The sequence below is a fragment of the Amycolatopsis xylanica genome (genome assembly GCF_900107045.1).
GTDB lineage: Bacteria > Actinomycetota > Actinomycetes > Mycobacteriales > Pseudonocardiaceae > Amycolatopsis > Amycolatopsis xylanica.
In genome coordinates this window covers 302,866-325,871 of the sequence record NZ_FNON01000008.1, presented here as the reverse complement: position 1 = coordinate 325,871, position 23,006 = coordinate 302,866, and the positions used below count along the sequence as shown (strand labels likewise).

The window sequence follows — 23,006 nt, the reverse complement described above, 5'->3', positions numbered from 1 at the left end:
ACGGCAGACTCCAAATGTCAGGTGGTGAGGAAGGCGGCCAGCGGTTCCCGCAGCGCCGGGAAGTTCTCCGGCTTGGCGATCGAGTAGTGATCGACGTCGACCTGGTGCGCGCTGAAGTCCGGCGCCAGCTGCCGCCACGCGGCCAGGTTCTGCTCTCGCACGTCTTCCGGCTCGGCGCAGGCGAAGTACAGCACCCGGCCCGCGTACTCACGTTCGACCTTGTTGTCCGACAGCGCGGTCAGCTGGCCCTCCAGCACCCGCTTCACCCGGGCCGCGGCCTCCTCGTCGGGGCGGGGGCCGAGCATGCCGCCGATCTTGTCCAGCAGCCAGTCCGCGAACCCGTCGCCCGCCGCGAAGGAGAACGGCGAGGTGTCCAGCATGACCAGCGACGGCTCGACGCCACGCTCGGCCAGCCTGCGGCTCGTCTCCCAGCCGATCACGCCACCCATCGACCAGCCGAGTACCAGATCCGGCTCGACGCCCGCGTTGTCGAGCACCTGGACCACCGAATCCACCATGTCGGGGACGCGGTTCTCGGTGCCTTCACCGGCCACCAGCCCCGATGCCCGGATTCCGTAGACGTTCCTGGTCTTCCCTAGGAACCCGGCCAGCTTGAGGTAGTAACCCAGGCCGCCGCCCGCGCCGGGCAGCAGCACCGCCGAGGGCCGGGATCCCTTGCGCACCAGCGGGACCAGCCTGCTCGAAGCCGTCGTGGTCGTCATTCGTCCTCCTGAGCCGAGTGGATCAGCGAGGCCAGCGTGGCGATCGTGGGCGACGCGAAGAACTCGCCCATCGTCAGCGTGACCCCGTACGTCTGCTGGATCTCCGCGAAGGTGGTGAAGATGTTCAGCGAATGCGCGCCGTACTCCAGCACCGGCCGGTCGCGGAGGATGCCGTCGGTCTTGAGCACCCGTGCCCACAGCGCGGCGAGCTCGCGTTCGAGGTCGCTCTCGTACTCCGCCACGGGTGCCTCGACCTCGCGCTGGGCGGCGAGCTGCTCGTCGAGTATCCGGCCGAGCGCCCTGCGGTCGGTCTTCCCGGTCGGCGTCGCCGGGATCGCGTCCACCGTGAAGATCCACAGTGGACGCATGTACTCGGGCAGGGTGGCCGCGATGTGGGTGCGCACCCGGTCCGGCTCCGGCGTCGCGCCGGGGTGCGGGACCAGCAGCAGCGCGATCTCCTTGGCCGCGCCTTCGCCGTGCACCACCGCGACGGCCTGGCGCACGCCGAGCACCCGGGTCGCCACCGCCTCGATCTCGGACAGCTCGACCCGGTTGCCCCGGATCTTCACCTGGGTGTCCAGCCTGCCGAGGAAGATCAGCTCGCCGCGGTGATCGCGGACCACCAGGTCGCCGGTGCGGTACATCAGGCCGGAGCCGGCGAAGGTGTCCGGCACGAACCGTTCCCCGGTCAGCACGGGGTCGTTGCGGTAGCCGTCGGAAAGACAGTGCCCGCCAAGGAAAAGCTCGCCGGGAACACCGGTCGGCGCCAGGTGCCCGGTCGCGTCGACCACGTACGCGGCGACGCCGGGCAGCGGCGTCCCGATCGGCACGTGCACCGGCCACGTCCCGTCCTCGGCGGACAGCCGCCGCGTCGTGACGGCCTGGGTCTCGGTGGGGCCGTAGTGGTTGACCAGCTCGCAATGCGGGTGCTGGACGAAGAACTCGCGCAACTGCTCGTCCACGAGCAACTGCTCACCCGAGACGCAGAGCTTGCGCAGCGCGGGCAGCCGCGTGCCCCGGTCGAGCGCGTGCAGCACCAGCGGGCGCAGCGCGGCCACCGGCAGGTACACGTGCGTGGCCTCGGATTCGGCGATCCGCTTCAGCACCGCGGCGAAGTCACGCCGGTCGGCCGCGCCGCGCGAGATCACCGTGCCGCCGCTGAGCAGCGTCGGCAGGATCTCCTGGAAGCAGACGTCGAAGCCGAGCGGCGCGTACTGGAGGAACCGGGTGTCGTGGTCCATGCGCAACGCGTCGATCTGCCAGGCGGCGAGCCGGGTCAGCCAGCGCTGTCCCATTTGGACACCCTTGGGCGTGCCGGTCGAGCCGGAGGTGAACATCACGTAGACCGGCGCGTCCGGGTCACCCGTCGCCTCGCCGGGTTCGGCCTCCGCCAGTTCCTTGATGGCCACTGTGGACACACCGGGCACGACTTCGTTCCCGGCGACGAGACGGCATTCCGCCTTACCGGCCATGTAGGTCAGGCGTTCCTTGGGCAGGCTTTCGTCCAGTGGCAGGAAAGCCGCGCCACGGCGGAGAATCGCCAGCACGGCCGTGACCGTGTCGACGAGGTTGTCGGCGGCCAGCCCGACCAGGTCACCGCGGCCGATGCCGCGCTCGGCGAGCCCGCCGGAAGCCCGCTCCACGGCGGCGACGAGTTCCGCGTAGGTCACCTGGTGCCCGGGCTCGTCGATGGCGATCGCGTCCGGGGTGCGGCGCGCCGTCGCTTCGACGCCCTCGACCAGCGTGGGGTACTGCGGCTCGGCGCGCCAGCCGTCGGACCGGGTGCTGGCCGCCGCCGAAGCGTCGGAGAAAAGCTCGGCCAGCGAAAGGGAACTGTCCGCGATCGTCCGACGCAGCGCGGTGCGCAGCGAGGTGAGCAGATCGTCGGCCACGGCAGGCGCGATGAGCTCCTGGTCGTACTCCAGCTCCAGCAGCCAGGTGCCGTCGACCGGGGTCAGGCCGAGCCACAGGTCGAACTTGGCGGTGTCGTTGCCGGGTTCGGTGACCCGGCGGACGGGCCCGCCGGGGCCCGCGGTGAACGTGTCCTGCATCGCCACCATGGCGGAGAACAGCGGGTTCCGGTTCGTCGTCCGGTCGGGTCGCACGTCCGCGACGAGCTGCGTGAAGCTGATGTCGGTGTTGGAGCGGCAGAAGTCGATCGCCTCGGTGACCACTGTGGACAGATGGTCGGCGACAGGGCGCGTCCAGTCGACCCCTACGGTCACCGGCAGCGTGTTGACGAAGAACCCGCACAGATCGAAGGCGCCGACCGTCCGCCTGGCCAGGAACGGGCTGCCGACCAGCACTTCCGGCACATTGCCGTGCCGGGCCAGCACCGCGCCGTAGATCCCGGTGAACAGCACGAAGGGGGAGACGTTGAGGTCCTGGCAGGTGGCGGCGAGCGCGGTGGCTTCCGCGTCGTCGAGCCGCCACCGCACACGGGCGCCGCTGAACGAGGTCTGAGTGGGACGGCCCGGCCGGGGAGCCAGCTCCAGCGGCGGAACCGCGCGCAGCCGCTCCGCCCAGGCCGCGGACCGCTCGAGCGCGGCTTCGGAGGTGCTCGAGCGCAGCTGGGCCGCCATTTCCTTGAGGTAGGCGCGTTCTCGCAGCTCCACCTTGGCGTCGATCTCGGCTCGCGTGAGCGGTTCGGTCAGCATCCGTTCCAGGTCACCGACCATCGGCCCGACGGACAGTCCATCCAGGACGATGTGATGATCGGCCAGCAGGATCACCGACGCGCTGTCATCACTCGCGCGCACGGTCGCGAACCGGTACGCCGGGCCGTTCTCCAAGTCGAACTCGGGCCTGCCGATCCGCTGCGCGGTGGTCGCGACCGCCTCCTCGAACTCGGCGGCCGCCACGATCACCCGTTCACAAGGGACAGTGGGCGTCGCGGGCGTGAGCCGCGCGTGCATCTCGGGCAGCACACCGAAGGTCTGCCGCAGCGCGGGCTGCATGGCGACCATGGCGGCGATCGCGGCTTCCACCCGCGCGGCGTCCAGGCGCGGATCGAGGTCGAACCGGACCAGCATGTTGTACACAGGTTGCCCGGCTGCCCGGGTGTGTACGACGAGAAGTCCTTGCTGGGACCCGGTTATGGAGAAGGCCTGGCTCGTCATGCGCCGGCCGCCAGCTCCGTCAGCCAGACCTTGAGGTCACCGATGGTCTTCACGTCGACGAGACTGGTGAGATCGATTTCGGCGTCCTCGTCATCGACCACGTCGACGGCCAGCCGCAGCAGCGCCAGCGATTCGATACCCGCCGCCAGCAACGGCGTTTCGTCGGTGAAGCTCCCCGTGGCGTACTTCTCGATGACCTGGTCGAGATTCGAAGTAGCGGGCATGACCCGTCCCCCTTCTTGGCTGGTTCGTACTGGGGTGCCTCCCGCGTTTCGTTCGCCTCCGCCCTCCCCAGAGCGCGACGTTTTCGGGGCACTGCAGACAAGCTACAGCCAGTTCGGCGTGAAACCCCGGCCTCGGAAACAACCGAGCAGTCCAGAAGAGAGCCCGCGCCCGTCGTGAGTGTTTAGGCCGGTTAGAACCGGCCGGAACACTCACGACCCCCCAAAGACGAAGGCCCCCTCCGAAGTTCGGAGGGGGCCTTCGCGCGAGCGACTTACTTGGCCGGCACCGTTTGGGTGCCGGTGTTCTGCCCGGTGACCCGCACGGACGGCGCGCCGCCCTTCAGGTCGGCCGTGCGGTAGGTCGCGGTGAGCGTGACCTGCTCGCCGGGCCACAGGCTGACCGCGTTGTCCGTCCACTCGACCGGCAGGACCGGGGTCCCGCCCGAGACGACCTTCGCGTCCAGATAGAACGCCGGGATCTTGCCGGTGCCGGTGTTCTTGAGCGTGACCGTGGTCGTGGTCCGGTCACCGGAGGTGCTCGACGTCGCGGTCGCCGAGACCGAGGTCGACGCCAGCTTGCTCAGCGCCGAAAGGTCCGCGTACGACTTGATCTCCGAGCCCCACCAGGTCGTCTTGCTCCAGTTCGTCTCGTCCTTGGAGCCGGACGACAGCCAGTACACGTTGCGGCTGACCTCCTTGCCGGACGAGTCGGTCAGCGTCAGCTTGACCAGGTAGGTCGCGGACAGGCCGCTGATCGATGGGATGGTCGTCGCGGTGGCCTTGCCGCCGTTCGCCGGGACCGAGACGGTGGCGGTCTTGCTGTACTTCTCGGTGCCGTCCAGGTTGTACACCTTGGTCGTGGCCTTCAGGCCGCTCGCGGCGCTCTGGTTCTTGTTGATCACCACGACCGAGTTGTTGTCGTACGAGTACTGGATGTGCAGCGGCTCGTTCGCCTTCTTGACGCCGAAGTAGGCGCCGCCCTGGTCCATGTAGCGGTCGAACAGCTGCCAGTGCAGCGAGGTCCAGGGGCTGTTGAGCATCCAGTAGATGAGCCCGGTCGAGGGGTTCGACGAGTCGGTGTAGTTCCGTGCGTGCGACTCGAACTCGGCGCGGACGTTCTCGTACTGCGCGAGCTGGGACTTCTTGACCCACTCCTCGAGGCTGGACGATTTGCCGTAGCGGTTGTTCAGCGCGTTGGCGAACCGCTCGATGGTGTTGAACTGGGTGGACTGGGAGCGGTGGTACTGCACCGCCTTGGGGTTCTTCCAGAGCGCTTCGAGCTCACCGGCCGACAGCATCCGCTTGAGGGTGTCGAGCGTCGGGATGTTGACGCCGGCACTGGTCTCCGAGTTGAAGCCCCAGGCGCCACCGGCCTTCTTGTGGGCCTTGTCGTACCAGTAGTTCGGCGGGATCCACTCGTACGGGCCGTTCATCTTCATGCCGGACTTGCCGATGATCGGCGTGGTCTGCGTCTTGGCGGCGTTCATGATCGGGACGTCGAAGTCCGCGGCCTTGACCGCGTCCAGGTAGTTCTTCTCCTGGGTGGCGTTCGGCGCCATGTCACTGCCGATGTGGAACGAGATCACGCTCGGGTGATTGCGCAGGCGCTCGGCCTCACCGGTCATCGACAGCTTGGCGGTGACGTAGTCCTCGGGCGTCCACTTCTGGCCGCCCTCGCCGCCGTCGTTGCCCTCGCCTTCCCACTTGTCACAGCATTCCCAGCCGGGCATGGTCAGCACGCCCATCTCGTCGGCCATGTCGAAGAAGTCGTCCCCTTCGATGTGGCCTTCCAGGCGGACCGTGTTCAGTCCCATGTTGAGCACGTAGTTCAGGCGGGTCCTGGCCTGCGCCGCGTCCCAGCGCATGAACAGGTCGGGCGAGTAACCGCCGCCGAGGATCAGCAGCTGCTTGCCGTTGATCGAGTACTGGCGGCCCTCGCCCCTGATCGGGGCCTTGACCTCGCGGACGCCGAACTTCTGGGCCGCGTCGTCGGACGCGGCGCCGTTGACGGTGGCCGCCAGCTTCAGGTCGTAGCGGTGCTGGCCGCCCATGCCCGCCGGCCACCAGACGTCCGGGTTGTCGAGGCCGACCACGGGGAAGGAGACGTTCTTCTTCTCCTTGGCGGCCAGCGAGACGTTCTGGCTGATCGCGACGCCCGCGACGGTCCCGGAGACGGTCGTGGTGACCGGCGCGTCCGAGTCGTTGCGGACGTCCACCTCGGCGGTGAGGTCCGCGTGCTTGAGGTCGGCCGCCAGCTTCGTGTTGACGTGCGCGCCCCGCAGCGCGACCGGGCCGCTGCGGCGGACCAGCACGTCACGCACGATGCCCATGTTCTTGTCGGGCGGGGTCTGGGCCCAGTCGATCCAGCCCATGGTCAGGTCGCGGTTCGGGTCGTTCGGGTAGATCTTCAGCGCGACCGCGTTCGCGCCCGGCTTCACCACGGAGGTGATGTCCAGGTCGTGGTGGGTGTAGGAGCCGACGACCTGCTTGCTGTCGGCGACCTTCGTGCCGTTGACCCACACGTCCGCACGGGAGAGCACGCCCGAGAAGTCGAGGTAGGTGCGCTGCGCGGTCGAGTCGACGTTCAGCTGCGTGCGGTACCACCACGGCACGGTGAAGTCCGCCGGGTCGGCCGACTTCAGGTTGGTCGAATAGAACGGGTCGGGGTACTTGCCGTTCTCCAGCAGGCCCGCGAAGACCGTGGACCGGGCGGAGACCGGGTACCAGCCGTCGGCCGGGAAGTCCGGCTTGCTCACCGCCGCGTCGTCGCTCACCTTGGCCGAGGACTGGATGCGGTAGCCGGGAAGCGCCGCCTCGGCGCCCGCGGCTGCGGGCACGGTGAGCGAGGTCGCCGCCTTGGAAGCGGTGGGCGCGGTGGGTGCGCCATTGGCCTGGGGTAGCACGGCAGCGCCGCAGACGGCGCCGACCAGCGCGGTGGTCGTCAGTAACCGGACCGCGGTGCGTGGACTCTTTTGCCTGGACTTCACTGATGCGCCTCCTCGGGCACACGGGGGCGGGGGATCGCAAATACGACGGAAATGTCTCTTATGCGAGTAACCGATTGCCGCCGATGCTAGACGATCTCCGTGAAGCCGGGCAATGTCCGATGGCATGCAATCCATTCGATTGCACGTAGTTGTGTAATGGTCCGGCAATACCGGTCTTGACCAGCTTGTTCCAGTTGTTTAAGGTACCGCTGTAAGCGCTTTCTCAATATGCGTTATCGCGACATATGGTCATGTCGCCATTTGATGGGAAATCGTGTCGTCCGTCCAGGTACGCGTGTCGTCCGGCTGTGTACGCGTGTCGTCCATCCGCGTATGGGGCGGCGGCGTACGCGGATGGACGGCATCCGTGCATGGATGGACGACACGCGTACCTGGACGGACGACACGCCGGGCGGGTCAGAAGATCGACCAGCCGGTGAGGGTGGTGAAGCGGTCGAGCGCCGCGACCCCGGCGACCGAGTTGCCGCGCGCGTCCAGGCCGGGGCTCCACACGCAGACCGCGCAGCGCCCCGGCACGATCGCCACGATCCCGCCGCCGACACCGCTCTTGCCCGGCAGGCCGACACGGTAGGCGAACTCGCCGGCGGCGTCGTAGGTGCCGCAGGTCAGCATCACCGCGTTGATCCGCTTGGCCGCGCTGAGGCCGAGCAGCCGGGTGCCGTCGTTGCGGAGGCCGTGCCGGGCCAGGAACACCGCGGAACGGGCGACGTCGGCGCAGCTCATCGCGATCGAGCACTGGCGGACGTACTGGGCGAGCACGTCGGGCACCGGGTTGCGTATGTTGCCGTAGGAGGCCATGAAGTACGCCAATGCCCGGTTGCGGTCGGCGTGCCCAGCTTCGGAGGTGGCCACTTCGGCGTCGACGCCGATTCCGGGGTTGCCGCTTTCCTCGCGCAGGAAGGTGAGCAACGCGCCGGCGGCGTCGCCGTGGCTGGCCAATTCGTCGGTCACCACCAGCGCGCCGGCGTTGATGAACGGGTTGCGCGGAATGCCGTCCTCGTTTTCCAGCTGCACCAAGGAATTGAACGGATTGCCCGACGGTTCGCGGCCCACTCGCGTCCATACGTCGTCGCCGTGCGCGAGCGTTAGCGCGAGCGTGAACACCTTCGACATGCTCTGGATCGAGAACGGCTGCCGCCAGTCGCCGACACCATGCAGTGAACCATCCACTTCGGCCACCGCCATGCCGAACCGATGTGGATCGGCTTGTGCCAGCGCGGGAATGTAATCCGCGACGGCGCCACGGCCGATTTCGGGCGTGACGTCGTCGGCTATCCGGTCCAGCAGCGCCGCGAGATCCACGGCCGCAGCCTAGCGAAACCACTGACGTGATCTGTGGCACACCTTAAGTCTTCCTTAGCGGGCTTGGTGACCTGCCACACAAAGCCCTAGCGTCTGTCAACCATGGATTCCTCGCTGCTCACCGAAAAAGGTGAAAGCTATTCAAAAGCACTGGGCAACCGCCAAGTGCAGATGATCGCCATCGGCGGCGCGATCGGCGTCGGGCTCTTCCTCGGCGCCGGTGGCAAGCTCCACCAGATCGGCCCGTCGCTGGTCTTCTCCTACGCGATCTGCGGTGTGGCCGCGTATTTCGTGATGCGCGCGCTCGGCGAGCTCGTGCTGCACGAGCCGAGCTCGGGGAGTTTCGTCACCTATGCCCGCAAGTTCATCGGGCCGTGGGCCGGGTTCGCCTCCGGCTGGATGTACTGGGTGAACTGGGCGATGACCGGCATCGCGGAGATCACCGCGGTGGCGATCTACGTCCACAAGTGGCTGCCGGACGTGCCACAGTGGATCACCGCGCTGGTCGCGCTCGGGGTGCTGCTGGCGGTGAACCTACTTTCGGTGAAACTGTTCGGCGAGCTGGAATTCTGGTTCTCGGTGGTCAAGGTGCTGGCCATCGTCGTCTTCCTGGTCACCGCGGCCGGCCTGGTGCTCACCAGCGCGGACATCGGCGGCACCACCGCGGGTGTGCACAACCTGACCGGCCACAGTGGATTCTTCCCGGCCGGCGTCGGCATGGCGCTGATGACGTTGCAGGCGGTCATTTTCGCCTACTCCGCGATCGAGGTCGTCGGTATCGCGGCCGGTGAGACCAAGGACGCCCGCAAGGTGCTGCCGAAGGCGATCAACAGCGTCGTCTGGCGGATCGGCGTGTTCTACGTCGGTTCCGTGCTGATGCTGGCGATGCTGCTGCCCTGGCCGTTCTACAACGGCGACGAGAGCCCGTTCGTCACGGTGTTCAGCAGGCTCGGCATCCCCGGCATCGGTGACGTGATGAACGCGGTCGTCCTCACCGCGGCGCTCTCGAGCTGCAACTCGGGCCTCTACTCGACCGGCCGCATCCTGCGCGCGCTGGCCGACAAGGGCGAGGCGCCCAAGTTCGTCGGCCGGATGAGCAGCCGTCACGTGCCCTACGGCGGCATCCTGTTCACGTCGGCCGCCTACGTGCTCGGCGTGGTGCTCAACTACCTGGTCCCGAAGGACGCGTTCGACATCGCGATCGCCATCGCCTCGCTGGGTGTGATCACCACCTGGGCGACCCTGATCTTCTGCCAGCTGCGCCTGCGCCAGGCCGCGCTGCGCGGTGAGGTGGAACGGCCGTCGTACCGGATGCCGCTCGCGCCCTACAGCGGTTGGGCCACCCTGGGCTTCCTGGTCCTCGTCGTGGTGCTGATGGCGTTCTCCGACGGTGCGGAGAAGATCGCGTTCTACTCGATCCCGGTGCTGGCCGTGGTGCTGGCGATCGGCTGGCGAGTGGTCGGCAAGAAGCAGAAGGTCGGCTGACGAGTGGGGTCGTGAGTGTTGCGGCCGGTTCTAACCGGCCGGAACACTCACGACCCCGGCGTCGAGGCGTTTCCAGAGTGCGGCCAGGTCGCCGTCGCGGTCCATGTCGTCTTCCTTGCAGGTCCGCACGTCGTTGAAGTACGTGCCGCCGCCGAAGCCGGGAACCGTCTGGAGATCAGGGAAGTTCAGGAAGCCGACCATCGAGAACTTGGCGTGGTCACGGCTTTCCACGGCGACGCGGTGGAAAGCGGGCTCGTAGCAGCCTTTCGACCAGCGGTAGAGGATCGAGCCGGGTAACAGCAGCGTGCCGTCCCGGCCGGGTGCGGTGAACCCGGTCCGCTCCGACCAGACGGTCAGGCCCGGTGCGTTGGTGACGAGCGCGGAGATCACGTTGCCGTCCGGGTGCAGGCCGATGCCCGCCGAGCTCTGCTCGACCGGGGCGTAGCGGATCACCCGGTACCGGACCGTGAGCCCGGCGCTCGGGAGGCCGACCTCGGCCACCGCCTGCGCGAGCGCGTTGTCCAGCAACCGCTTGAGCGTCAGCAGATGCGCCTCGGCCGACGGGAAACGCTCGAGGAAGCGTTGGCCTTCTTGGCCTCCCGCGAGGTCACCGTCCAATGTGGTCAGGAACTCGGTGTCGCGGCTGAACTCGGGCGCGAGGTACTCCGACGCGAGCCAGAAGCTCTGGCGGTCGGCGCGCAGGCCGTCGATGCCGGGGAAGGTCTGCTCGGGCGGGTGGGTGGCGAGCAGTTGTTCGAGCCGGGTCATGGCGCCGCCGGCCGAGTCGTCCGGCCACGGGGCGAGCACTCCGTGACCGGCGCCGAAGTTGTCCTTGATCGAGGTCATCGGACTTCCTTTCCGTTCAGCCGGACGTCGATCGCGGCCGCGATCATGCGCCGGTCCAAGGCCGCCTGATAGGGCGTGCGCCGGAAGCGGGTGGCGACCAGGCGCTCGAAGACGGCGGCCGGCTGGCCGGTCAGGGAAAGCGTTCGCCAGGACGAGATCGCCGCGATGGCGGCGGGCGGCAGGTCGGCGATCGAGCCGTCGCGCTTGTGGCCGTCGCGGTTCAGGCGGATCGTCGACCAGAAGACGAACAACAGCAGCACGAGCCGGTGTTCCGCGGCCGGATCCGGCTTGCGCCCGTGGTCGGTCAGCCAGCCGTCGACGAACGCGGCCGTTTCGAGGTTCGCGCGGCGCGCGGGCTCGGGCAGCCGGGCGTGGTCGAGCTCGGCCAGGTCGACCATCGTCCACAGTGGACGCGGAGTCTGCCAGCCTTGCCACGCCGGATCATCCCGATAATGCAGTTTGACCGGCCGAGCCCGGTCGGGATGACCTGGCGGCAGCTCGCGCTGGGTCCGCGACCAGACCGACTGGAACGTTTCGGCGATCGGGACCTGGTGGCGGGACGCGCCGCTGAACGGCGGGAACAAGTGCAGGCGGGGCGCCTGGACGGCGGTGCTCATCGGCTCACCCCGGCCAGGAACTCGGACTGCTTTCCGCTGGGGGAGCGCACGAAATCCTGGTCGGCCGCCGTCGTGCAGCGCACCCGGGCTCCGGTGTCACCGAAGAGCTCCGTGAGCGACGAACGCAGGGCGGCGGTGTCGGCGCCGGTGGCCTCGGGCAGCCATTTGACCAGCACTTCGATGTCGGCCGCCTGCTGCAGGATCTGGAACCGCTCGACCGGGAAGCCGCGGACGGCGCGGCTCGCGGTGAGCACCGAGACGCTCTCGCCGCCGGGGAACGTGATGGCCCAGTTCTTGCGGCCCTCGGTCAGCGTGAGCGTGCTCGACGCCCGCCCGCAGTCACACGGCAGCCGGTCGGCGGCGGTGATCATGCCGAGGTCGCCGGTCCGGTAGCGCAGGAACGGCATCGCCCGGTTGATCAGGTGCGTGACGACGATTTCGCCCGCAGTCCCGTCCGGCACCGGCTCGTCGCCGCCGGGATCCAGGATCTCGACGCACAGGCGCTCGTCCATCACGTGATAGCGCCCGGACGGGCACTCGTGCGCGATGGCGCCGACCTCACGCATGCCGTAGGTGTCGCGCACCGGCGCGCCGAACGCCGACTCGATCCTGGCCCGGTCGCGGGCGTCCAGCTGCTCGCCGCTGGTGTAGACGACCGACGGTGCGGGCAGCGGCAGGCCGTGCTCGGTGCAATGGCCGATCAGCTCGCAGGCTTGCGAGGGATGGCAGAAGATCATGTCAGGGGCGAACCGCCACACGAAGCCCGCGGCGCGGTGTTCGCGGTCCGAGGCGAGACCGCGCAGGCTGAGGCTCGCGACGCGCGCGAGTCCCTTCGCGGCCGAGGTGTACTCGAACCAGCCGTCGTGGCGCCGGTCGTAGAGTTCGAGCTTGCGCAGGTGGAACGCGCCGCCGCGGACGGCGGGCTCCTGATGGGCCAGTCCCTGGGCGATCGTGTGGGCCAGGTGCTCGGCGTCGATGACGAAGCGGAACGGGATGCCGGTCGTCCCGGAAGTTCGCACGGCGAAGTCGGTCTCTTTGGACAGTTTGTCCGCGCAGTGTGAGCGCAGGCCGGCCGCCAGTTCCCGTTTGGTGCGGGTGGGCAGTGCACGCAGCGCGAGATGGGGATCGTCGTCCACAGTGGTCGCCAGGTCCGCGAAACGCCTATAAAAAGGCACTTCGCTCAGTGCGTGCCGGAGCATGCGCGCCAGGCGTTCGGTTCGCATGGCCTGGACCGCCTGCGCGTCCGTGCCCACTCGGCGGTAGAGATCGAAAAGGTCGAAGATCCTCGGCAGCAAGGACGACAGCCGCCGCTCTTCGGCTCGGGAGGTTTCTTCCTCGGCGCTGATGTACGGAGTCATGTGAGTCGTCCTCGGGACAGGTATGGCCGAGGCTTCAGGTCATGCGAAGCCTCGGCCATACGGGAGTCTGCTCAGATGGTTTCGCCACCGCCGCCGGCCAGCTGGTCGAGCTCCTCGATGGTGACCTCTTCCGGGGTCTCGGCGGCCTCGTTCTTGATTTCCTGCTCGCTCATGGGGATTTCCTTTCGAACGGTGGAATTGCCGGTCAAGCTGAGCTCGACAGTAGCTACCGGACAGGGGAATCCGAGCTTTTGCACGGAGCCGTGCCCGGCGCGGCCGGGGCGCTACATCGATTGATGGCATACCCCAGGGTGTCCCGATTCCTGGGTATCTTCGGCCACAACAGTTTCTGGGGCCGAGCATGTCAGGAGCACAGGTGCGTGAGAACTCGATGAAGTCCCAGGTCGCCGACCTGGCCGCCTTCTTGGCCGAAGGTGAGGGAACCCGGCCTGCCCTGGCGCGGATGTCGATGCCGCCGGAGTCGATACTGACCTTGGGCGATATCGACGAGTTGCTGGCCGGTGGCCTTCTTCGCGCGCCCTATGTGGAAATGGTGAAATCGGAACAGCGCATTTCCCTCGCGGATTACACCGTGACGCGGAATGTCTACGAGAAGCAGATCGGCGGATACGCGGACACCGCCAAGGTCCACGCGGCGCTGCGGGATCGGGCCACGCTCCTCTTCCGCTGCGCGCACCACTGGCACGCCGAGATCGCGGACCTGACGAACCGGCTCGCCGACGAGCTGTACCGCAAGACCGAGGCGTTCGTCTTCCTGACGCCCGCGGGCGCGCAGGGGCTGCCCGCCCATCGTGACGACGCGGATGTGCTCTGCCTGCAGCTGGCGGGCAGGAAGCGCTGGACCATCTACGGGGGCGCGCCCGGCGGCGACTGGAAGCTCGGCTGGATCGACGAACCGGGCCCGGTGCTGCTCGACGTGACCGCCGAGCCTGGCGACATCCTCTACATCCCGCGCTCGTTCGGCCACGAAGCCGTCGGCGATGGCGGCTTCTCGCTGCATCTGTCGCTCACGATCCGCGAGATCGGGCTGAGCGAGCTGCGTCGCGAAGCCGAGAAGGCGCTCTTCGACCGGCTCGACGTCCCGGCGCTGCCGCTCGGTGACGCCGGCGTCACCGCGGCCGCGGACCAGCTGATCCAGGTCATGCGCGAGCGGCTGGCCGCGCTCACCGCCGAGCAGCTGGTCGGCACCGCGCGCCGGGAGATGATGTCCGACCCTCACCCGCCGCAGCGCCCCGGCAGCCTGCTCGGGCTCGTCGAGCCGGCGTGACAAGGGCGCCCCTTGTCACGCTGTACGTGACAAGGGGCGCCCTTGTGAAGAGTCAGGGCCGCAGCACGCGGGGGAGATGGATGTGCTGGTGCTCGACTTCGACCTGGTGGCCGCGGGCGCGCAAGGTGGCGGCCAGCAGCTCGACGAGGCTGCCGGACCGGTGCCTGCCACCCGCGCAGCCGATGGCGATGCGCCGGGGGCCGCACGGCAGCTCGGCGTAGTCGATCAGGTTGGCGAGCAGCTCCCGCGCACCAGGGGTACGCGCGACGATGTCCTGCACCCGCGGATCGCGCCCGTCCAGATCGAGGACGTCGCGGGCGGCCGCCGGGTCACGGAGCCGCTCGCGGACGTCCTCGACCCGGTCGGCGTGCGGGGGACGGCCGTCGTCGAGATGGAGGTACCCGAAGGAGATCAGGTGCAGCACGCGCTCGGTCCTTCGCTGGCTGGGGAGGTTCATTCCGCATCCCTCTCAGGCAGGGGCGTGGCGCGTGGCGTCAGATGCGCTCGAGGCCGCCGGAAAGACCCTGCAGCTCGTCGTCGGTCAGCTCGACGGCGGGGGTGGCGACGTTCTCGTCGGCGTTCTCCGGAGTGACGTTCTTGTCCTCGCTCATGTGACTCTCCTCAGTCGTTCGTGCGGTTCACTGCGCTCACCGTAGCCAGCGAATTGCGCGCCGGGCAATTGCTGTTCCGCGATTGCGTCACACCATGCCCGCCGGTGATTCTCCACTGCGCGGATCGGTGTTGGAGAACAGGAAGCCGACTTGCTCCGGATGCCGCCACCACCAGCTGAGCAATATACCGGATCGCACGAAGATATGGTCACGTGCCTTTTCGTCGTGGTGGTAATGCCTTTCAAGCTGAGTAAGGTTACCGAGGCGTTCTCGCCAATAGTGATTCGCCGCGGTGCGCAGTTCTTCTCCGGTGAGTGGTGACACCGCCCGATAGGCGTTGATGAAGGCTGCCACCTGTTCGACCGCCATACCACGCCGGTCGCCATAAGTGAACAGAATCATGACCGAACGCACCAGTTCGCTGGCATACGGCAGGCAGCTCAGCCGGTCGAAGTCGACCACGGCGGACACCTCGCCGGACCGCCAGAGCACGTTGAGGCCATGGAAGTCACCGTGCGTCCAGCCGCCTGGCCCGCTCAGTGGGCCCGGCGAGGGCGCCGCGGCCAGCATCGCCTCACGGTCGCGAAGATCCGCCAGCACGAAGCGGTCGAAGGTGCTCAGGCCGGGCAGCCGGGAGATCACGAGCCGGAAGTGCTCCACTTCGCGCAGTGTCTCGGCCGGATCGAAGGGCGGTGGCGCCCGCAGTGGTTCGGCCGCGGGCATGACCTCGCGCAGTCCACTTTGGATTTTCGCGAACAACGTGCCGAGGTCCGCGGCCTGCCGAATGGTCAGCTGTGGTCCCGGGCGGTGAATTCCCGCCGACCATGGATAAACGGCGAACCATCCCTCGCCGGTTTCGGCGAGGGTGTTTCCGGCACGAGTGAGCATCGGGGCCGGGACGGGTAATCCGAGTTCATTGAGCGCGCGGGTCGCGTAGTGGTGCAATTCGGTCTGCGTCACCGAAAGTTCGAGAACCTGTTTGACGAAAAGTCGTCGCCCGTCGTGCGCGACGACTTCCCAGCACCGGTTCATCAGGCCCGTCGTGATATGGCGTGTCCGGCGAATACCGGCGACGCCGAACTGGTGGAGTACTTTTCTCAGGTCGATGCGTCGAAGGTAGGCGACGCGGTGCTGTCCGCGCGTAAATGCCGGTCTTTCGTGAAATCGGCGGAGTGCGGCCGTCGCCGATCCGTGCCGGAGTGTCTCGGGTCGCATGTCCGGTTCTGTGCCAGACTCTTTTCGACCAACGATCGGCGGAAAGGGGCCGGGTCGGCGTGACAGCGACCGTGTTCGGTGACTTCCTCCGGTTCTACCGGCTGCGCCTCGCGCTGACCCAGGAAGAGCTGGCGGAGCGGACCGGCCTCAGCGTGCGGGCGCTCAGCGACATGGAGCGCGGCCGGGCCCGCAGCCCGCACCGGCGCACGGTCGATCTGCTCGTCACCGGGCTCGAGCTGGCCGAGCCGGAGGCGGCCGAGTTCGCCGCGCAGGCCCGCGTCGGCCGCGTGGCGGCCACCGCCGTCGAGAAGCCCGGCCGCGAGCGGGCGCTGGAGTTGAGCGTCGCGCGCGGACTGCCGCCCGTGCTCACCGAGCTCACCGGCCGGGAGGACGAGCTGCGGCTGCTGACCGGCTTCGCGGCCGACGCCGCGTCGTCACCGGGCGCGCAGCTCGTGGTGATCCACGGGCTGCCCGGCGTCGGCAAGTCGGCGCTCGCCGTCGAGGCGGGGAACCGGCTGGCCGAGCGGTTCGCCGACGGCTGTCTCTTCGTCGACATGCGCGGCATGGACCCCGTCCCGTTGACGCCGGAGCAGGCCGTGCACCGGCTGCTGCGTGGGTTCGGCGTCCAGGACCGCTCGATCCCTGTCGACCCCGATGACCGGTTCGCCCTTTACCGGTCGCTGCTCCTGGACCGCGAAGTCCTGCTGATCCTCGAGAATGTCGCGAGCGAGGCGCAGGTCAGGCCGCTGCTGACGGCCAGTCCCGGCACGGTGGTGCTGGTGACCAGCCGCAAGACGCTCGCGGGGTTGAGCGCGCACCACCGGCTGGAGCTCGGGCTGCTCGGCGAGGACCAGGCCGTCCGGCTGCTCGCCGTCGTCGCGGGCGCCGCGCGGGTGAGCGCGGAGCCGGACGCGGCGCGGCGGATCGCGCGGCTGTGCGACGGGGTGCCGCTGGCGCTGCTCATCGCGGGCAACCGGCTGGCCAGCAGGCCACAGTGGACGATCGAAAGCCTGGCGGCGCAGCTCGCGGACGAGCGGCGCCGGCTGACCGTGCTCGCCGCCGGCGACCTTCAGGTGCGGGCGGCGTTCGAGATCTCCTACCACCAGCTGTCGCCCGAGGCGGCGCGGATGTTCCGGCTGGTGGCACTGATGCCCGGTCCGGAGACGACGGTCGAGGCCGCCATGGTGCTAGCCGGGGAGCCGGCCGCGCGGGTGGAGGCGGCGCTCGAGGAACTCGTCGACGCGAGCCTGCTCAGCGACCCCGGCGCGGCGGGCCGCTACACCTGCCATGACCTGCTGCGCGTGTTCGCCAGGGAACGGCTGGAACTCGACGAGCCGCCCGAGGCCGCCGAGGCGGCGGGTGAGCGGATCCGGGGTTGGCTGGTCGCGGTCGCGACCAAGGCCGGGCTGTTCTTCGACCCCGACCGCGCGGGCACGGCTGCCCCGATCGACGGCCCGGACCCGGTGCCCGACCGGGCGGCCGCGAAGCGGTGGCTGGTGGCCGAGCAGGCCAACTGGCACGGCGCGCTCAGCGCGGCCGTCGAGCGCGGCGAGCATCGCAAGGTGCTCGACCTGGCCACCGGGATGTACTGGTACTCGTACCTGAACGGGGTCGGCGAGCTGTGGCAGGGCGTGTTCGAGGCCGGGGTGGCGGCCGCGCGGGCGCTGGGCGACGCCACGGCGACCGCCGAGCAGCTGAACTGCCTGGCCTGGGTGCGGTACGCGCTGTGCGAGCAGCCGCGCGAGGCGCTGGAGGTCAACGAACTCGCGGTGCGCGCCGCGGTCGAAGCGGGCGACCTCGTTTCCGAGGCGTGGTCCTGGTACTGCCGCGCGAGCATCGAGCTGCGGCTGGGTTCGCCCGCCGAGGCGATCGCCATCGCGCGGCGGTCGGTCGGCCTGTTCGAGAGCGCGGGCTACCAGGTGGGCAGTCATCTCGCCATGTCGATGTTGGGCGTGCTGCTGCACGCGGCGGGCGAGTTCGCCGAGGCGGTCACCGTGAACCAGGCGAGCCTGTCCTATTTCCGGGCGGCCGAAGGGAAGCTGGGCGAAGACGAGCTACTCGGCCTCGGCCTGGTGCTGATCCGCTGCGCGGACACCTCGGCCGCCGTCGGGGACGTGCCCGCCGCGCTGGACCTGCTGGACGAGGCCGAAGAGCTGTTCGCCAAGTACGGGGTGGACGCCGGCCTGGCGCGGGTGCGGTTCACCAGGGGCAAAGCGCTCATCGCCGCGGGCGACCTCGCTGCGGCAGGCGCGCAGCTGGTGTCGACATTGGAGCAAGCGCGCTGGCCGGAGATCCGGATCGAGATACTCGTGCTGCTCGCCGACCTGGCGGGCAAGACCGGCGAACCCGCGCGCGCCAGGGAATACCGGGTGCGCGCACTGGCCGAATGCGCCCGATACGACGCGCCCGGCGTCAGGGTCGCCGCCTCCAGGCTGGCGGCCGAGCTGGGCCTCGTGAGTGTTCAGACCGGTTAGAACCCAATGCCGGGCAGTTAAGGATCGGGCCGCTGACTGTGGCCGGGTCTTCGCGAAACCCGAGTTTGGGCCAGTAGATGGCCAAAACTCGGGTTTCGCGTGCTCACGCGTCGCTTGACAACGCAAGCCAAGCCTTAACTGCCCAGCATTGGCTTAGAACCGGCCGCGTCACTCACGACCCCCCGGCCCGGCCGGGGTGGGGAAGGCACGTCGTCTTTGAATTTTCACCCAACTATTCGGCCTGGTCGTGTGTGCGGATCACCTCGACTTTCTTGCCTGGAATACTTACCGGCGGAAATTCCCGGTCGCCATGCAGAACGACCGGCAGAACATTCACCAGGAAATCTGCCGGTCGTTCTGCCGGGCGGCCCCATAACCTTGATTTGATCTTCGGGAAAAGCCGCTCGACACGCGCTGGCCTGTGTGAATTCGTGGTAGGTGCCACGGATGGGCCGGGTGAGCTACCCTCGGTGGAGGATTTACGAGAAAGCGGTTTCCCGCTATGGTTCCGGGATCAATCCAAGGTCGTTTATGTGCGGCTTATGAACGATCTGTGAACATTATTCATAAAGCATCCAAAACATTGATTCGAAACTGGTTCGTGACACCTCCCGGCTTTGCCGTCACAGGCGTTTCCTTGCCTGTGACCGCCGGCATCGCCCGCGCGGACCGGGGTTTCGCACGAGGGAGAACGCATGACGTCGACCGCGATCCGCTACACGATCGAAGAGCTCTCGACCGCCATCGGCATGTCGACCCGCAACATCCGGGCGCATCAGACGCGCGGACTGCTGCCCGCGCCGATCAGGGACGGCAGGACCGTCTTCTATGGACTGGCGCACGCGCGGCGGCTCCAGCACATCATGTCCCTGCAGAAACAGGGGTTCAACCTGGTCTCCATCGCCGCGGTGCTGGGCACCGGCACGGCCGACCGCGACCTCGAGCGGCTCACCTCGGCCATGGGCGACATCGCCCGTGACCACCCCGGCATCTTCTACTCGCTCAACCGGCACGGGATGCTCGGCTGGGACGAGTCCGGCGAGGTCAGGATCGCGCGGCCGGGTGTGCTGCGCGCGGCCGTCGACATGGCGAAGGCCGGGGTGCCGCCGCTGGCGACGCTGCGGTTCCTCGGCGAGGTGATGGACAAGGTCGGCTCGGTCGCGGGCACGCTCGTCGACTCCTCCGCCGATCGGCTGGCCGGAATGCGGTCGCAGCCCGCCGTCGCCGAGTCCGATCTCGACGGCATGGTCGCCACTTTCGGGCAGGGGCTGGTCGAGCTGCTGGTCGGCGCTTTCCGCGCCGCCGTGGAGCATCGCAGCCAGGCCGTCGTCGAAGGCGCGATGTGGAAAACGGGCGATGCCGATCCGTGGGTCGAGGACGCCATCGTCCATGAGAACGGGTGACATGAGAACGGATGACACGGATCGGTGTCACGGCGATCCGGCCCGGCGGCACGGAACCAAGTCATCAGCCGGAACGCGGTGTTCAGTGGGTTAGCTTCTGCCGACGAGAAAGAGTTTGCGGCCCGAGGGGTTGGACAAATGCGCAGAACAAGTGGAGCGGTCCTCGCACTGACGGCGATCGTGGCCGTTTCGGGGTGCGGCGCCGCGGAGTCGGCGCCCTCGGCGGCCGAGTCCGGGCTGACCAAAGACCAGGCTCAGACGATTCTGCGGGAATTCGACGAGGGTGATTCCGCCGCCACCACCAGTGGTGATCCCGCCGCGCTCGCGAAGCACGAAGCCGAACCCCTGCTTTCCGCGTCGATCGCGGCGTCGAGGCGCGCGAAACAAGAGAATCGGCCCCAGCCCGGATTCACCCATCGCGACCCGCTTTTCGCACTACCGGGGCGCGCCGCGGACTGCCTGCTCGTTTCCGGCAAGGTCAGCCTGCTCGGTGAGGAACTCAGCAAGCAGTCCGTCAGCCATTTCGCCAAGGACGCCTCCGGCGCGTGGAAAATGGACAACAGCATCAACCTCACCCAGGGCGCCGCGACCTCGGTCGCCGGCTTCGGGCAGGGCGGCGCGGTCAGCGGGTTCCCCGCCGACGACGTCAAGGCGAAGCTGCGTGACGAGCTGTTCGCCCGCACGACCGGCACCGGGACCCCCGGCGGCGGCACCGTCGCGCCGAGTCCCGTGCTGGACAACCAGTTCGCCGCCGGGTGGAAGACCTATGAGCAGACGCTCGCCGGCCAGCAGCGGAAAGTGAAGCGGCGGCTCGACGGCGCGGTGTGGTCCGCGTGCGGCGCGCCGGTCGGCGGCGGGACCGTCGTCTTCGTGACCGTGCGCGTCACGGACGTACTCGAGTCGACCGGCGGCGCGCCGGTCGAGCTGGCGGCGGGGACCCCCGACCTGGTGGCGACCGGGCATGCCGAGGCCGTTCGCGGCACTTCGGTCGAGATCTCCCGCGCCGAATCGTTCTTGTTGCTCATCCCGGCAGGCGGCCCCGCCGCCGTGCTCGGGCTGAGCGACACGGCCACCGCCGTCACCGGCCACTGAGGCACGGGAGAAAACCGATGCGGCGACCCAGGCTGCGAGCCGATTACCAAGCGGTCAGGCTGACCGGCGAAGACGGGGCCTATCTCGTCGTGGCCGGTGAGACCCGCGAGTTCGTGATCGAGGACGCGGTGGCCGCCGAACTCAGCGGCCTGCTCGACGGCACCCGGCCGTTGTCGGAACTCATCCGGCTGACCGCCGAAAGCCATCCGATCGACCACGTCGCGCGGGCGCTGGGACGGCTCGGCAGGCTGGGCGTGCTCGCCGACGGGCCCGCCGGAGTCGACGAGCGGCGCGCGGCGGCCTGGGACGCACGGGAGATCGCCCCGGACGCCGCGGAGTCGTGGCACGCGACCGGCGCGGTGACCGTCGCCGACCTCGGCGCGGACGGCGGGCTGGCCGAGCGGCTGCGCGCCATCGGCGTCCCGGCGCTGGACGGTGACGCCGTGTCGGCGCCCCTGGGCTCGCTCGTGGTGGTTTCGGCCGCGCGGTACACCGATCCGCGGCTGGCCGCCGTCAACGACCACTGCCTGGAAACCGGCCGGGAGTGGCTGCTGGTCCGGCCGGTCGGCAACGTGCTGCTGCTCGGCCCGCACTTCGTGCCGGGCAAGACCGCCTGCTGGGACTGCCTGCGCCGCCGCTGGCACGACAACGAGCAGGTCGGGAACTTCCTGCGGGACGCGGCGCCGGGCAACCCGGCCGCCACCACCGCCGCGCTGCCGTCGACGGCCACCGCGCTGGCCGGGCTGCTGGCCGCCGAACTGCCGGTGATCGCCGCCGCGGGCTGGTCACCCCGGCTGAGCGGGCGGTTCACCGCGCTGGACACCCGCGACCTGACCACCACCTCGCACGAGCTGATCCGGCTGCCGCACTGCCAGGCCTGTGGCAGTGGCGGCGTGATCGGCAACCCCGTCCGCGTCGACCTGACCAGCCGAGCCGCCGACGCGGGCGCGCGCACCGAGAGCGCCGAATCGACCTGCCGCCGGTTGACCCGGCACGTGAGCCGCTACGTCGGCGCCGTCACCGCGCTCGAACCGCTGGGGGATCAGGACGGGCCGGTCTTCACCTTCGGAGCTGGCCACAACTTCGCCGTCGCGACGAACCCGGTGCTGCTCAAGCGAAATCTGCGCGGGCTCAGCGGCGGCAAGGGCCGGACCGAAGCCCAGGCGAAGGCCAGCGCGCTCGGCGAGGCGATCGAGCGGTACAGCGGGGTCTGGCGTGACGACCGCCAGGTCCTCCGCTCGGCTTACGCGGACCTGGCACCTGGATCCGCGGTGCCACTGCGCGAACTGCTGCTTTTCTCGGACCGGCAGTACGACCGGCGCGCCGAACTCAACCCCGGTCTCGGCCGCTTCCACCAGATTCCCCGCCGGTGCCCCGACGACCAGCGGATCGACTGGTCGGCCGCGTGGTCGCTGACCGGCGGCGAAACCCGTTACCTGCCTTCGGTCTACTGCTGGTACGGCCACCCGGACAGCGCCACCGGCATCAGCGCCGCCGACTCGAACGGCTGCGCCGCAGGCAATGTCCTCGAAGAGGCCATCCTGCAAGGGTTCTGCGAACTGGCCGAGCGCGACAGCGTCGCGTTGTGGTGGTACCACAGCGCTTCCCGCCCCGGCGTCGACCTCCGCTCGTTCGACGATCCGTGGATCGAGCTGCTGTTCCGCGACTTCCGCGACCGGCTCGGCCGCGAGCTGTGGGCGCTGGACCTCACCGCCGACCTCGGCATCCCGGCGTTCGCCGCGGTGTCGCGGCGCACCGACGGGCCGGAGCGGGTGCTGCTTGGCTTCGGCGCGCATCTCGACCCGCGCGTGGCGCTCACCAGGGCACTGACCGAGGTGAGCCAGTTCCTGCCGATGGCCGAGCGGATCGCGCGGGGCGGCGGCTCCGAGGACGAGGAGACCGCGCGGTGGCTGAACACCGTCGAGGTCGCCGATCAGCCATGGCTGCTGCCGGACCCGGATCGGCCGTTCGTGACCGCGGAAAGCCGGTCCTCGCTGGCTTCCGGTGACCTGGCCGATGACGTGCGCCTGTGCGTGCGCCGCGCGGCGGACGCCGGGCTGGAGGTGCTGGTGCTGGACCAGTCCAGGCCCGAGATCGACCTCAAGGTGGCCAAGGTGGTCGCGCCGGGGCTGCGCCATTTCTGGCGCAGGCTCGGCCCCGGACGGCTCTGGGACGTGCCCGCCGCGCCGGTGCCCGATGAGTCGCAGTGCAACCCACTCAGTGTGTTCTTCTGACGAGACTG

Annotated in this window: 17 protein-coding genes; 6 read left to right on the top strand and 11 right to left on the bottom strand. The window is 68.9% G+C overall.

Going from position 1 to position 23,006, the window contains the following annotated elements; genetic code table 11:
* Positions 1 to 17: 17 nt before the first annotated feature.
* The 5 genes from BLV57_RS32995 to BLV57_RS32975 form a co-directional block, all read right to left on the bottom strand.
* Positions 18 to 722, bottom strand: coding sequence for a thioesterase domain-containing protein (locus tag BLV57_RS32995; RefSeq protein WP_091296046.1), 705 nt, complete (start codon positions 720 to 722; stop codon positions 18 to 20).
* Positions 719 to 3,841: a non-ribosomal peptide synthetase gene (locus tag BLV57_RS32990; RefSeq protein ID WP_218134929.1), complete on the bottom strand. Its 3,123-nt coding sequence runs from the start codon at positions 3,839 to 3,841 to the stop codon at positions 719 to 721. Before BLV57_RS32990 ends, BLV57_RS32995 begins: the two co-directional genes overlap by 4 nt.
* The gene (locus tag BLV57_RS32985) at positions 3,838 to 4,065 is read right to left on the bottom strand and encodes a phosphopantetheine-binding protein (RefSeq protein WP_091295807.1); all 228 of its coding nucleotides are present in this window, start codon (positions 4,063 to 4,065) and stop codon (positions 3,838 to 3,840) included. The genes BLV57_RS32990 and BLV57_RS32985 overlap by 4 nt, the downstream gene beginning before the upstream one ends.
* Positions 4,066 to 4,337: 272 nt before the next feature.
* A complete protein-coding gene (locus tag BLV57_RS32980; protein WP_425426057.1) occupies positions 4,338 to 7,052 on the bottom strand; it encodes a glycoside hydrolase family 2 protein in 2,715 nt (904 codons plus the stop codon).
* 417 nt (positions 7,053 to 7,469) lie between these two features.
* A complete protein-coding gene (locus BLV57_RS32975) occupies positions 7,470 to 8,375 on the bottom strand; it encodes a glutaminase (RefSeq protein WP_091295802.1) in 906 nt (301 codons plus the stop codon).
* Positions 8,376 to 8,477: 102 nt separating this feature from the next.
* Here BLV57_RS32975 and BLV57_RS32970 point away from each other — a divergent pair, with 102 nt between their 5' ends.
* Positions 8,478 to 9,860 (top strand): amino acid permease, encoded by a 1,383-nt coding sequence (locus BLV57_RS32970; protein ID WP_091295799.1) that lies wholly within the window; start codon positions 8,478 to 8,480, stop codon positions 9,858 to 9,860.
* Positions 9,861 to 9,890: 30 nt separating this feature from the next.
* On the opposite strand, the gene BLV57_RS32965 is transcribed toward BLV57_RS32970, so the two are convergent.
* The 4 genes from BLV57_RS32965 to BLV57_RS43030 form a co-directional block, all read right to left on the bottom strand.
* Positions 9,891 to 10,706, bottom strand: coding sequence for a 2OG-Fe(II) oxygenase family protein (locus BLV57_RS32965; RefSeq protein ID WP_091295796.1), 816 nt, complete (start codon positions 10,704 to 10,706; stop codon positions 9,891 to 9,893).
* Positions 10,703 to 11,323 carry a hypothetical protein gene (locus BLV57_RS32960; protein ID WP_091295794.1) on the bottom strand — a complete coding sequence of 207 codons (621 nt, stop codon included), beginning with the start codon at positions 11,321 to 11,323 and terminating at the stop codon, positions 10,703 to 10,705. The genes BLV57_RS32965 and BLV57_RS32960 overlap by 4 nt, the downstream gene beginning before the upstream one ends.
* On the bottom strand, positions 11,320 to 12,681 hold the full coding sequence (locus tag BLV57_RS32955) for a phenylacetate--CoA ligase family protein (protein WP_091295751.1): 1,362 nt from the start codon (positions 12,679 to 12,681) through the stop codon (positions 11,320 to 11,322). Before BLV57_RS32955 ends, BLV57_RS32960 begins: the two co-directional genes overlap by 4 nt.
* A gap of 71 nt (positions 12,682 to 12,752) precedes the next feature.
* Positions 12,753 to 12,854 (bottom strand): type A2 lanthipeptide, encoded by a 102-nt coding sequence (locus BLV57_RS43030; RefSeq protein ID WP_143047207.1) that lies wholly within the window; start codon positions 12,852 to 12,854, stop codon positions 12,753 to 12,755.
* A 203-nt stretch (positions 12,855 to 13,057) separates the two neighbouring features.
* On the opposite strand from BLV57_RS43030, the gene BLV57_RS32950 reads away from it, so the two are divergent.
* Positions 13,058 to 13,969, top strand: coding sequence for a cupin domain-containing protein (locus BLV57_RS32950; protein WP_218134928.1), 912 nt, complete (start codon positions 13,058 to 13,060; stop codon positions 13,967 to 13,969).
* A gap of 52 nt (positions 13,970 to 14,021) precedes the next feature.
* Here BLV57_RS32950 and BLV57_RS32945 read toward each other — a convergent pair whose 3' ends face one another.
* Both BLV57_RS32945 and BLV57_RS32940 read right to left on the bottom strand, forming a co-directional pair.
* Positions 14,022 to 14,426, bottom strand: a complete 405-nt coding sequence (locus tag BLV57_RS32945; RefSeq protein ID WP_091295745.1) for a RapZ C-terminal domain-containing protein — start codon at positions 14,424 to 14,426, stop codon at positions 14,022 to 14,024.
* 241 nt (positions 14,427 to 14,667) lie between these two features.
* A complete protein-coding gene (locus BLV57_RS32940) occupies positions 14,668 to 15,795 on the bottom strand; it encodes a phosphotransferase (RefSeq protein WP_091295742.1) in 1,128 nt (375 codons plus the stop codon).
* Positions 15,796 to 15,854: 59 nt separating this feature from the next.
* Between BLV57_RS32940 and BLV57_RS32935 the strand changes: the two genes are divergently transcribed.
* The 4 genes from BLV57_RS32935 (at position 15,855) to BLV57_RS32920 (ending at position 22,998) form a co-directional block, all read left to right on the top strand.
* Entirely contained in the window at positions 15,855 to 18,269 is a 2,415-nt protein-coding gene (locus BLV57_RS32935; RefSeq protein WP_091295739.1) for an ATP-binding protein, read from the top strand.
* Positions 18,270 to 18,964: 695 nt separating this feature from the next.
* Positions 18,965 to 19,672, top strand: coding sequence for a MerR family transcriptional regulator (locus tag BLV57_RS32930; RefSeq protein ID WP_091295736.1), 708 nt, complete (start codon positions 18,965 to 18,967; stop codon positions 19,670 to 19,672).
* A gap of 138 nt (positions 19,673 to 19,810) precedes the next feature.
* Positions 19,811 to 20,764 (top strand): DUF8094 domain-containing protein, encoded by a 954-nt coding sequence (locus tag BLV57_RS32925; protein ID WP_143047206.1) that lies wholly within the window; start codon positions 19,811 to 19,813, stop codon positions 20,762 to 20,764.
* A 17-nt stretch (positions 20,765 to 20,781) separates the two neighbouring features.
* A complete protein-coding gene (locus tag BLV57_RS32920; RefSeq protein WP_091295730.1) occupies positions 20,782 to 22,998 on the top strand; it encodes a TOMM precursor leader peptide-binding protein in 2,217 nt (738 codons plus the stop codon).
* Positions 22,999 to 23,006 lie beyond the last annotated feature (8 nt).